A 10,417-nucleotide genomic window follows, 5' to 3' on the forward strand; every position below is an offset into this window, starting at 1 on the left:
GGTCCGGCCGAGTTGAGGATGGTGGCGAGCGCGGCATCGACATGGCGCTCGCCCCAGGCGATCAGCGTCCAGGGAATGACGCTGTTGAGCACGGCCTGGAAGGCGAAGCGCTGCCAAGCCGCTGCGTCCATCGGCATCCTGATGCCGCGCGCCCACATCACGACGAGCAGCAGGAGGCCCGCGATCGTGGTCCGCGCCGCGATCAAGGTAATTGGGGGAATGGTGGCGACGCCAAGCTTGATGAAGGTGTAGGAGCCGCCCCAGAGCGTCGCGAGCGCGACCAGGAGCGCCAGCTCGACGGCGATGTTGGTGTCCTGCCGGCTGTCCATTCCGCGCGCTCCGTCCCGTTGTCAGGGACGGAACCTAGCGCGTCTGCGGTCGCAGATAGTTCGTTACGTGTCGAAGTGTATTAGCCCAGCGCCCCGACCTCGAACACCTCGCCGTCGTAGCCGGCTTCGCGGGGGATACGGAGCTGACGGCCGGTTTCGGTCTTGGTCATCACGGGCATCACCGTGACGATCGACATGCCCTTGGCATGGTCGAGCGCGTCTTTCACGCTGCCCTGCTTCGCCAGCCGGATCAGATTGCGCGTGGTCGGAAACGGCAGCTTGAAGCGGCCACTCTCGCCGCCTTCCACCGCCTCGCGCGGCGAGACCCAGATCGAATCGGTCGACTCCCTTCCGTCATGGGCGCCGAGCTGGTCGGGTGGCGCCGCGGCAAGGAAGAACCATGTGTCGAAGCGCTTGGGCATGCCCTCCGGCGTGATCCAGTGCGCGTACGGCACGAGCGTGTCGAGTGCGAGCTGGAGCCCGTTGTCGGCGAGAATGTTCAGAAAGCTGATCTTGTGCTCGTTGAGCGCGACGCGGTGCTTGTCGGCGATCTCGCCGGCACGCCTGGCATCGACAGGCGCGCCCGTCCCCTTTGACCGCGCCAGCAGGATGCCGCTCTCTTCGAAGGTCTCGCGGATCGCCGCGATGCGAAAACCGCGATCCGCCTCGCTGAGGCCTTCACCGCCCGAATACAGGTCGGAGCGCGCGACGATCTCGTTGTCGCCGGCATCGACGCTGCCACCGGGAAACACCAGCGCGCCCGAGTTGAACTCGATCTGATGATGGCGGACCATCATGAAGACCTCGATTTCGTCGCGGCTCTTGCCGTCGACCGTGGGGCCGTCGCGCAGCAGGAGGATCGTCGACGCCGGGCGTGATGATGATGTTTCGGCCATCCAACTAACCTGCCGCGCTGGATTGCGGGCCGAGATTGGCGCGCTTGTCGACGCGGGCGACGCGCGACAGCAGATATTCGACCTCCGCCTTCGCCATCGCCGTGATGGTCGCGCCGGGCTTGCGCTGGGCGCTGGAGGCGATGATGCCGCGCTTCTGCAGCACGTATTTGCGGATGGTCAGGCCGACGCCGGGCTGCTGCTCGTAGCGGATCAGCGGCAGATGCGCGTCGAACAGATCATGCGCGGCATCGCGCTTGCCGGCCTTGGAGAGGTTCACGACGTCGATCAGAAGCTCCGGGAAGGCGTAGCCGGTCATGGCGCCGTCGGCACCGCGCTCCATCTCGAAGTCCAGGAACGTGCCGCCATTGCCGCAGAGGATCGAGAGCGGACGGAGCGAGCCGTCCTTCTGGAAGCCGCGCAGGGTCGTGATCTTCTCCAGTCCCGGCCAGTCCTCGTGCTTGAGCATCACGCAGTTCGGATTGTCCATGACGATCTTGCGGATCACGGCGGGGGTGAACACCACCGACAGGGTCAGCGGATAATCCTGGAGCACCCAGGGCACATCCGGCCCGATCGCCTCGGCCGCCTGCTTGAAATAGCCGACGATCTGGTCGTCGGTACGCAGGCTCGGCGGCGGCGCGATCATGACGCCGGCCGCGCCGGCGTCCATCGAGGCCTTGGCCAGCGAGCGCATGGTGGCAAAGCCGGGCGCGGAGACGCCGACGATCACCTGCATCTTCCTGGCACGCTTGACGAAGCGCACCGCCACCTGCTCGGCCTCGGCGGCATCGAGCTTCGGCGCCTCACCGAGGATGCCCAGCACCGTGACGCCGTCGCAGCCGACCTCCTCGTAGAAATCGGTCAGGCGATCGATCGAGCGCTCGTCGATCCGGCCGTCGTCGTGGAACGGCGTCGGCGCGATTGCGAAAGTGCCCTTGGCGTCGGCGGTCAGTTTCATCTAGTCCTCGTCTCTCTCTGTTGTCATTCCGGGGCGCGACGCAGTCGCGAGCCCGGAATCCATAACCACGATCCGGAGTATGGATCCCGGGCTCACGCTTCGCGTGCCCCGGGATGACGGCCTTCTAGAACCGCCGCGCGCCCATCTTGATCTGCTCCTCGGAGAAGAAGATCTCCTTGGCGTGATCGGCGATGTCCTGGGCCTTCCAGCCCGTGTGCGGCGGTTTCCAGCCTTCCATTTCCATCATCCGCATCTCGCGCACGCCGCGGGGCCCGGACACGCCCAGCACCTTGCCGGTCTGGTCGCCCGACAAGTCACTGACCATGTATAGCACGGCCGGCGCGATGCCGTCCGGCCCCAGCGCCGCCGAGGGGTTCTCCTTATAGCGGGGCAGGTCTGCGGTCATGCGGGTCAGCGCGCCCGGGGCCAGCGTCCAGATCCGGATGTTGTATTTGCGGCCCTCGATCGCCAGCACGTTGGACAGGCCCCAGATGCCGCCCTTGGCCGCGCCGTAATTGGTCTGGCCGAAATTGCCGATCAGCCCTGATGTCGAGGAGGTGTTGACGATGACACCGCCGCCATTTTCCCGCATCCAGCGAAACACCGGCATGGTGCAACAAAAGGTGCCCTTCAGATGCACCTTGATGACCTTGTCCCAGTCGGATTCGCTGGCCTTTGCGAAGGTCTGGTCGCGCAAAATGCCGGCATTGTTGACGAGGATGTCGGCGCGGCCGAAATGCTTGATGGCGTCGTCGAACACCGACTGGCCGCCCTCCATGGTGGAGATGTCGGCGCCGTTGGCGACCGCCTTGCCGCCCTCGGCCGTGATCGCGTCCACCACGAGCTGCGCCATCGACTTGTCGGCGCCGGAGCCGTCACGGGGACCGCCGAGGTCATTGACGACGACCGAGGCCCCCTCCCGCGCAAACAGCTTCGCGTAGGCCTCACCGAGCCCGCCGCCAGCGCCGGTGATCAGCGCGACCTTGCCGTCGAGTAGTCCCATGGTGGCCTCTCCCTTGCTCTTATTGTTTCGTGTCCCGGACGCGATGCAGCGTGAAACGCTGCTTCGCAGAGCCGGGACCCAGCTCTTTGCTACCGCCTCTGGGCCCCGGCTCTGCAGCGTATCACTGCGTGCTGCGTTGCGTCCGGGGCACGAGACCGCCCTAACCTAAGACCGTCTTGCCGTTCTTGATCACGGTGACGCCGCGCGACTTCACCTTCGCTTCGAACGAGATCGTGTTGCCGTCCCTCCAGAGGTCCATGGTCACGGTCTCGCCGGGATAGACCGGCGAGGAGAACCGCGCGACGTGCTGGCGGAATGCGCTTGCGTCGTAATCGGCGTAGGTCTGAAGCACGCCGCGGCAGGTGATGCCGTAGGTGCACATGCCGTGCAGGATCGGACGCGGGAAGCCGGCCTTCTTGGCGAACTCGGGATCGCTGTGCAACGGATTGCGGTCGCCGCAGAGGCGATAGACCAGCGCCTGGTCGGGACGCGTGGTGATGTCGATGGTCTTGTCGGGCGTGCGCGAGGGGATCTTGTGCGGATCTGGCTGGGTCAGGCTCGGCCCGCCAAAGCCGCCGTCGCCGCGGGCAAAGCGCGAGGCGACGAGTGTCGCAAGCTTCTCGCCCTTCTCGTTCTTGAGCACGGTCTGGTGCGCGATGACGACGCCCTTGTCCTTGCCCTTGTCGTAGACCTCGACGACGGAGGAGTCGGCCGTGATGTGCGCAGCCACCGGCAGCGGCTGGTGGAAGGTGATGTCGCGCTCACCGTCGACCACCATGACGCGGTTGAGGTTCATCTCGCCCGGGCCCGCGCCCCAGGCTGCGACGGACGCAAACGTCGGTACCACCTTCAGCGGCCGCGGCGTCAGCGTGCCCTCATTGACGAAGGCGAGCTCCTTCTCGTCCATGGGATCGGCGCCGAGGCCGATGCCATAGGCGTAGAGCATCACCTCGCGGTCGGTGTAGGCGTATTTCTGGCCGAGGTTTTTCAGGCCTTTGAGCTCTTCGTATCTGGCGGACATTTTTTTGGTTTCCTCTGGTTCTCATCCTCATGGTGAGGAGGCGCTTTGCGCCGTCTCGAACCATGAGGATGCCCGAAACGCTTCTTTGCCGCGGCCATCCTTCGAGACGCTTGCTTCGCAAGCTCCTCAGGATGAGGACCGCCCTAGGCCGGTGTGAAGAACGGCAGCGGTGCGCCGTCGGTCGGCTTGAACACCACCTTCACCTTCTGACCGATCTTCAGCTTCTCGAGATCGCAGTCGACGAAATTGGTCTGTACCGACGGCCCCTCCTTCAGCGTGACGTAGCCGATGGCATAGGGCCCGGTCGGCGATTTCCGCATCAGGCTCCAGGTGTAGATCGTGCCCTCGCCCGACGCTTCCTCCCACACCGTCTTGTCGGAGTAGCAGAACGGGCAGATCGAGCGCGGGAAGTAATGCGCTTCGCCGCACGCCGTGCAGCGCTTGATCATGAACTTGCCCAGCTTGGCCGCGTCCCAGAACGCGGCGGTCTCGGGGTTCGTCACCGGGGCCGGATATTTCTTCGTCTCGCTCATCACACGCGCTCCAGAATGGCCGTCGAGGCGGCGTGGCGAACACCCAAAAGGCCGCCGGTGCCGTGCGCGATGGCGAGATCGCAATTCCTGACCTGCACCTTCGGATGCGCCTCGCCGCGCAGCTGCCGGACGGCCTCGATGATCTTGGTCATGCCGCCGCGGTTGACGGGATGGTTGCTGCAGAGGCCGCCGCCGTCGGTGTTGAACGGCAGCTTGCCGACGCCCGAGATCAGATTGCCGTCGGCGACGAACTTGCCGCCGTCGCCCTTCTTGCAGAACCCGAGATCCTCGAGCTGCATCAGCACCGTGATGGTGAAGCTGTCATAGATCGAGGCATATTTGATGTCCTTCGGCGTGATGCCGGCTTCCTCGAACGCGCGCGGGCCGGACCAGATGCCGGCGGAGTACGTGAGATCGAGATCCTTTCCGCCGCGCGGGCCCTTCATGGCTTCGCCATGGCCGATCAGCTTGACCAGCGGCTTCTTCAGGCTCTTGGCAATCTCCGGCGTCGTCACGATCAGCGCGCCGCCGCCGTCGGAGACGACACAGCAATCCATGCGATGCAGGGGATCGGAGATCATCGGCGAGTTCAGGACGTCCTCGACGGTGACGACGTCCTTGAGCATCGCATGCGGATTGTATTGCGCGTGATGGGAGGCTGCGACCTTGATCCAGGCCAGTTGCTCCGAGGTGGTGCCATAGTCGTGCATATGGCGCATGGCACACATGCCGTAGGCATTGTGCGTGGTCGCGCCGTAAGCGGATTCGAAATCGACCTCGGCGCCGGCCGCACGCGGCGGCATCGCGCCGGTGCGCGGCTTGCCGGCGAGCGTGATCAGCGCGATCGAGCACTTGCCTGCCGCGATCGCCTCAGCGGCGTGGCCGAGATGGATGATGTAGGAACAGCCGCCGGTCTCGGTGGAATCGACGTGGCGGAGCTTTTTGGTGTTGAGGCCGAGATAATCGACCATCGGCCAGGCGCCGCCGGGCGCATCGCCCGCGCAGAAATAGCCGTCGACGTCGTCCTTGCTGATCCCGGCATCCTCGATCGCGCCCTTGGCGACCTCGGCATGGAGCTGGGCGGTGGATTTGTCCGGCGCATGCCGGGTCGGGTGTTCGTAGATCCCGGCAATGTAGGCCTTGCCCTTGATGGTCAAACTTCAGGTCTCCGCTGGCTTTTCTTATTTGCCCCGTTTTTCTGAACCGCACTGGGCAGATTGGCAAGCGCGGAAATATTCCGCCCCGCGAGAGGGCAGCGGACTGGCGCAAGTGGGGTATGTTCTGGTGTCCCGGACGCGCTGCAACGCTTCGGCGTTGCTGCGCAGAGCCGGGACCCATGCGGCCGCGTTTTCGTTGCGAGATGGGCCCCGGCTCAGCAGCGCATCACTTCGTGCTGCGCAGCGTCCGGGGCACGAGACCTTGTCCTGCAGACACGCCCCCGCATCCTCGCGGCATGTTTCGCCCGAGCTTTGCTTCCGTCTCGCTCCCTCCTTGAACAGAGGGCGCAGGGAAGACCGGGTGCGGGCTGGGCACCCACGGTCCGCTGTGCGCGATTGCGCGAAGAACAGATGCACAGCGGCATACAGGTGCGGCCAAACATCCGGCCTTCCCTGCGCAGTGGCTTTACGGCTTATGTCGCGCTCTCCCCGGGGAGCGATGCACTATTGCCCCCGTCGCCTTGCGAGCGAAGCGCAAGACTTGACGCCAGCCTGCGGGCGTCAGGACCACACGATTTTGCCGTACGCGAGACCGCGCCCGTCGTGCACGAGACAATCGCCCGCGCGACGCAGCCCGCGTCCACCGCCACTCACCCCGCGTTTCGTGACGATCGCGATACGCCCCTCTTGAGGGATGAGGTGGCGGACCGATACGACAATTCCGAATTTCGGTAAAGTGGAAGGTTTTTGCGCGCGGGGATTGACTCGTCTCTTGGATGTTTCGCCCGGCGGTAACACAAGGGGTGGTGTCGCAGGGTGGGCAAAGCGAAGCGTGCCCACGTCCTTCGCAATCCTGGCGAGGTCGTGGGCACGGCGCTTCGCACCTTTGCCCACCCTACGGGACCTTGCGCCGTCCCGACCAGTTGCCTTCCGTCAGGTCGGGCTGTGCGGCACGGGCCTCAGCGGATGCCTCCGCAGCGAGCTGTGAACATTGCGCGCTCGTCCGATACGAGGGGTGAAAGACAGACTCTTCGCTACGAGGCGGTGCTCGGGCGCGCGCGATAACGGAACGCGGTCAGCCCGGCGAACATCAGGCCGAGGACGAGAAGAACAGCGCCTCCCTTCACGCCAAAACTGTCCTGGTGTTGGCGCTCGGCCGCGTCGTCGACGATCAGGGGCCGCGCATCAGGTCTGCCCGTGAGATAGCGGATCCTGATCTGTCTGACGGTCTGGACGCCGTTGCGCGTGATCTGCCGCCAGAAGGCCGGGCTGATATGGGTCGGTCCGTAGGCCTGCTGTCGTCCGCTCTTGTCGGTCCACGCCAGCGTCACGAGATAGCTCGGGGCCTCACCGGCCTTGTTCACCTCACCGTAGGCGCGGGTAACATCGGCGGTAGCTTCATCGCCATGGGCGAGGATCTCATTCAACGTGCTTTGCTCAATGTAGGAGTTCACCAGCATGTAGCCGCCGAACGGAAGCATCACAGCAGTCAGGGTCCCGAGGATGTAAGGAAAGGGACGCCTTGCTCCGGCGGCGATCGTCGCGCTCCCCGGCCCGCCTCGACGCGCCGACCATGCCTGCCATCCGATCACGAGCATCACGAGCACGGCGCAAACGCCCGCTCCCGCCGCCATGAACCTCGACGTGGACCGGATGTGGCTCAGATGGTCGTCGAGATCTTCGACAATGACCGGAAGCGATGAATCGTCGTCAACGGCCTGGATTGGGATCGTCAGGAGCTTGAGCTGATTGCCAACCATGATCCGCGCCGCATAGGCAGCACTGACCGCTATGCCCGTGCGCTCGCGCTGGACGCCATCCCTGCCGGTCCACTGCAATCCGATCGACAGACTTTCGTCGACATAGCGCGGCCAGCCGCCGTCAAACACGAACGGAAACCGCGGCGAGACGACTTTGGCCGAAATGATCTTTCCGGTGGTGCCATAGCCATCGCGCATGACGCGTTCGATGGCATGCTGATTCCAGAACATCCCCAACGCCGCCAACACACCGACGGCCAGAAACAGAATCAACACAGTGCGCAATGACATCGATCATCGCCCCGCATAGCGCACGGCCGCATCGCCCGGCGCGCTTCACTATCGCAAGTTGCTGATATCGCGCGGCCACAACTCTTGTCAAACGGATGAATTTAGTCCGTAGGGAAAAAGCGACTTGTCCGCTGTAGCTCGAAGGGCGACGGCGGAAGCGTGCCCACGTCTTCTGGTGCAGTCGTGGCGAGATGGTGGGCGCCTTTGCCCACCCTACGAGAGCGCCTTATTCCTGGAAGGAGTGCCGTAGGGCGGATTAGCCGAAGGCATAATCCGCCGTATTGATCTCCACGGCAACGGACGTGGCGGATTACGCTTCGCTAATCCGCCCTACAGCACCTACGGAACCGCCCTACTCCGCCGCGATCTGCCTTGGCGCGGGCGGCGGGTTGGCGAGGTCGGCGGCGAGCTGGGCGTAACGCATCTTTGCGTCCGCAACAGCTTTCTCCTTCACCGGGCCGTAGCCGCGGATGCGATCGGGCAGCGACAGGAGTTCCACCGCGGTGTCGATCGTGACCGGCGACAACAGGCCGAGCACGGTTGCGACGTCCTTTTCGTAGCCGGCGATCAAATCACGCTCGAGCTTGCGGTCGGCGCTGCGGCCGAAGATGTCGAGCGGCGTTCCGCGCAGGAATTTGAGTTTCGCCAGCACGCCGAAGACGTTCAGCATCCAGGGGCCGAAGGCTCGCTTCTTCGGGCGTCCCAGCGCGTCGAGGCCGCCGCCGAGGATCGGCGGCGCAAGGTTGAAGTTGAACTTGAAGTCGCCCTCGAACTGATCGCGGAGCTGCTGGGCGAAGGCGCCGTCGGTGTAGAGGCGCGCGACTTCGTATTCGTCCTTGTAGGCCAGCAGCTTGGCGTAGTTCACTGCGACCGCGCGTGGCAACGCATCGCCATAACCGCCCTTCACCGCGGCGTCGCGCACCTGGTCGATCAGCCTGCGATAACGCTTGGCGAGACGGCTGTTCTGATAGGCCGTGAGGTGCTTGGCGCGGTGCTCGATGACTTCATCGAGCGTCATGGCCTCCAGCGACTTGGGCGCTGCGACCTGGTCCGTGCCCTTCAGCATGTCGGCAAGACGCGCGGGATCGGCGACCGCGAGGCGACCAAGGCGGAAGGCCTCCTTGTTCATCTTGATCGAGACGCCGTTGACCTCGATCGCCTGCTCGATCGATTCCGCCGAGAGCGGGAACAGGCCCTTCTGATAGGCATAGCCCATCATCATCATGTTGGTGGCGATGCTGTCGCCGAGCAGCTGCTCGGCCGGCTTGGTGAAATCGAAGAAGACCGAGTCCTTGTGCAGCGCCGTTTCCAAGAGCCCATTCAGCTTGCGGGTCTGGAAATTGAAGTCGCGGTTGAGGACGAAATCGGCGGTCGGAATGACGTGGCTGTTGATGATGCCGCGGGTCCGGGTGGAGTCGCAGAGCGAGATCGTGTCCTTGGCGACCGCGACCACCTCGTCGGCGGCGAGCACGAGATCGGCCGTGCCGGTGACGATGCGCGAGCAGGTCACTTCCGCGGGATGATCCGACAGGCGGACATGGCTGAGCACCGCCCCGCCCTTCTGTGCAAGGCCCGACATGTCGAGGATCATCGAGGCCTTGCCCTCGATATGGGCGGCCATGCCGAGCAGCGCGCCGATGGTGAGAACGCCGGTGCCGCCGACGCCGCCGACCGCGATGTTATAGGGCTTGTCGAGTGTCGGCCGCGACGCCGGCTCGGCAATCGCACCGATGTCGGAAAGGTCGGCCGGCGCGCGGTGGCGTGGCTTGCCGCCATCGACGGTGACGAAGGACGGGCAAAAGCCCTTCAGGCACGAATAGTCCTTGTTGCAGGAGGACTGGTTGATGGCGCGCTTGCGACCGAACTCGGTCTCCAGCGGCTCGACCGAGATGCAGTTCGATTGCACCGAGCAGTCGCCGCAGCCTTCGCAGACGGCCGGATTGATCATGACGCGGCGCGCCGGATCCTCCATCAGGCCGCGCTTGCGGCGGCGGCGTTTTTCCGCGGCGCAGGTCTGCACGAACACGATCGCCGATGTGCCCTTGTGTTCCCGGCACATCTTCATGACGTTTTGCAGCTCGTCGCGATGGTAGAGCTTCACGCCCGGCGCGATGGTGCTGGCCGGATAGGCATCGGGCGCCTCCGAGACCAGATAGATCTCGCGGATGCCTTCGGCGTGGAGTTGATGGGTGATCTGCTGCGGCGAGAGATCGCCGTCATGGCGCTGGCCGCCGGTCATGGCCACCGCGTCGTTGTAGAGGATCTTGTAGGTGATGTTGGTCTTGGACGCCACCGCCTGGCGGATGGCGAGAAGGCCCGAGTGGAAATAGGTGCCGTCGCCGAGATTGGCGAAGATATGGTTCTCGTTGGTGAAGGGTGCGATGCCGACCCACGGCACGCCCTCGCCGCCCATATGCGTAAAGGTCTCGGTCGAGCGGTCCATCCACAGCGCCATGAAGTGGCAGCCGA

General features: G+C 64.6%; 9 protein-coding genes. All 9 read right to left on the minus strand.

All coding sequences use genetic code 11. From position 1 onward, the window contains the following. A partial coding sequence (locus IC66_RS0132125) for a DMT family transporter (protein WP_038950417.1) occupies nt 1-329 on the minus strand: 329 nt, incomplete at its 3' end. An 80-nt stretch (nt 330-409) separates the two neighbouring features. Continuing rightward, nucleotides 410-1,225, minus strand: coding sequence for an NUDIX hydrolase (locus tag IC66_RS0132130; protein WP_038950418.1), 816 nt, complete (start codon nt 1,223-1,225; stop codon nt 410-412). Nucleotides 1,226-1,229: 4 nt separating this feature from the next. Beyond that, nucleotides 1,230-2,183 carry a dihydrodipicolinate synthase family protein gene (locus IC66_RS0132135; RefSeq protein WP_028140970.1) on the minus strand — a complete coding sequence of 318 codons (954 nt, stop codon included), beginning with the start codon at nt 2,181-2,183 and terminating at the stop codon, nt 1,230-1,232. A gap of 124 nt (nt 2,184-2,307) precedes the next feature. After that, entirely contained in the window at nt 2,308-3,186 is an 879-nt protein-coding gene (locus IC66_RS0132140) for an SDR family oxidoreductase (RefSeq protein ID WP_038950419.1), read from the minus strand. A gap of 160 nt (nt 3,187-3,346) precedes the next feature. Further along, a complete protein-coding gene (locus tag IC66_RS0132145; protein ID WP_038950420.1) occupies nt 3,347-4,207 on the minus strand; it encodes a MaoC family dehydratase in 861 nt (286 codons plus the stop codon). A gap of 143 nt (nt 4,208-4,350) precedes the next feature. Beyond that, nucleotides 4,351-4,740, minus strand: coding sequence for a Zn-ribbon domain-containing OB-fold protein (locus IC66_RS0132150; RefSeq protein WP_038950421.1), 390 nt, complete (start codon nt 4,738-4,740; stop codon nt 4,351-4,353). Next, nucleotides 4,740-5,897, minus strand: a complete 1,158-nt coding sequence (locus IC66_RS0132155) for a thiolase domain-containing protein (RefSeq protein WP_038950422.1) — start codon at nt 5,895-5,897, stop codon at nt 4,740-4,742. The genes IC66_RS0132150 and IC66_RS0132155 overlap by 1 nt, the downstream gene beginning before the upstream one ends. A 1,034-nt stretch (nt 5,898-6,931) precedes the next feature. After that, nucleotides 6,932-7,948 (minus strand): hypothetical protein, encoded by a 1,017-nt coding sequence (locus IC66_RS0132160; RefSeq protein ID WP_085971852.1) that lies wholly within the window; start codon nt 7,946-7,948, stop codon nt 6,932-6,934. A gap of 352 nt (nt 7,949-8,300) precedes the next feature. Then, nucleotides 8,301-10,417 (minus strand): indolepyruvate ferredoxin oxidoreductase family protein (locus IC66_RS0132165; RefSeq protein WP_038950424.1); only part of this gene is annotated, 2,117 nt, incomplete at its 5' end.

This window comes from Bradyrhizobium genomosp. III, from assembly GCF_000261705.1.
GTDB classification, from domain to species: domain Bacteria; phylum Pseudomonadota; class Alphaproteobacteria; order Rhizobiales; family Xanthobacteraceae; genus Bradyrhizobium; species Bradyrhizobium ottawaense.

What these genes read in the sequence shown, in the direction of transcription:
- IC66_RS0132130 (WP_038950418.1), bottom strand. Translation starts at nt 1,225, where the DNA reads ATGGCCGAAACATCATCATCACGCCCGGCGTCGACGATCCTCCTGCTG.
- IC66_RS0132135 (WP_028140970.1), bottom strand. Translation starts at nt 2,183, where the DNA reads ATGAAACTGACCGCCGACGCCAAGGGCACTTTCGCAATCGCGCCGACG.
- IC66_RS0132140 (WP_038950419.1), bottom strand. Translation starts at nt 3,186, where the DNA reads ATGGGACTACTCGACGGCAAGGTCGCGCTGATCACCGGCGCTGGCGGC.
- IC66_RS0132145 (WP_038950420.1), bottom strand. Translation starts at nt 4,207, where the DNA reads ATGTCCGCCAGATACGAAGAGCTCAAAGGCCTGAAAAACCTCGGCCAG.
- IC66_RS0132150 (WP_038950421.1), bottom strand. Translation starts at nt 4,740, where the DNA reads ATGAGCGAGACGAAGAAATATCCGGCCCCGGTGACGAACCCCGAGACC.
- IC66_RS0132160 (WP_085971852.1), bottom strand. Translation starts at nt 7,948, where the DNA reads ATGTCATTGCGCACTGTGTTGATTCTGTTTCTGGCCGTCGGTGTGTTG.